Below are 785 nucleotides of genomic sequence, written 5' to 3'. Positions count from 1 at the left end.
GAATCCACAATATCAGGTGCAATATCCCAATAATGTTAGCTGCAACAACGAGTGGGTCACTTGAACCGCTGCAGTTGCACTCCCATCCGATTCTGGTAGGCCTGCAAATTTTCAATAAGATCATCCTTAAGACCTGTACTGGAGTTAGGGTGAGTCCCGACTGTCCTCATAGCCTGCACCATTTGCCTAGCCTGGCTTGCGACTTCCATGGCTTCCGCTGCCTGTTCACTTGATCCAGCCATCTGCTCCATAGCCTTAGCCGTAGTACTGGCTAGTACCATTCTATTCTCATGCCTAATTAGTGGGTTGGTAGTAGTTGCCATCTGCCTGTGGGACCGATGTTGTGCGTCGGCAATCTGCTCACAAGTGGCACATACTAATCCAAGAGCCCCTTCTGCAGTTACTGTCCCCATTCTGTTGTATATGAGACCCATGCAGCTGGCAAGCGCACCAGTTGAGTAACTGAGTGCAACTTCCTTTGCTCCATGAAATGTCATTTCCCTCTTCAGTTTCTTGTATAATTTAACTGCCTTGTCCATGTTGTTTGGGTCCCCATTCCCATTTAGGGCGTTTTGGACAAACCGTCTACGCTGCAGTCCTCGCTCACTGGGCACGGTGAGCGTGAACACAAACCCTAAAATCCCCTTAGTCAGAGGTGACAGGATTGGTCTTGTCTTTATCCACTCCATGAGAGCCTCGAGATCTGCGTTCTTCCCTGCAAAAACATCCTCAAGTCTCTGCGCGATCTCGGCTTTGAGGGGGCCTGATGGAATGATAGAGAGAAC

1 protein-coding gene is annotated in these 785 nt (G+C 49.4%); it reads right to left on the bottom strand.

The genetic code is table 11. The annotated features are described in order from the left end of the window. Nucleotides 1-56: 56 nt before the first annotated feature. Nucleotides 57-785: matrix protein 1 (locus tag IEX10_RS20270; RefSeq protein WP_188679040.1), on the bottom strand; the 729-nt coding region annotated here is incomplete at its 5' end.

Source organism: Neptunicoccus cionae, from assembly GCF_014643735.1.
Lineage (GTDB): Bacteria > Pseudomonadota > Alphaproteobacteria > Rhodobacterales > Rhodobacteraceae > Amylibacter > Amylibacter cionae.
The sequence above is the reverse complement of the archived record's forward strand: the minus strand, read 5'-3'. Positions and strand labels throughout refer to the sequence as shown.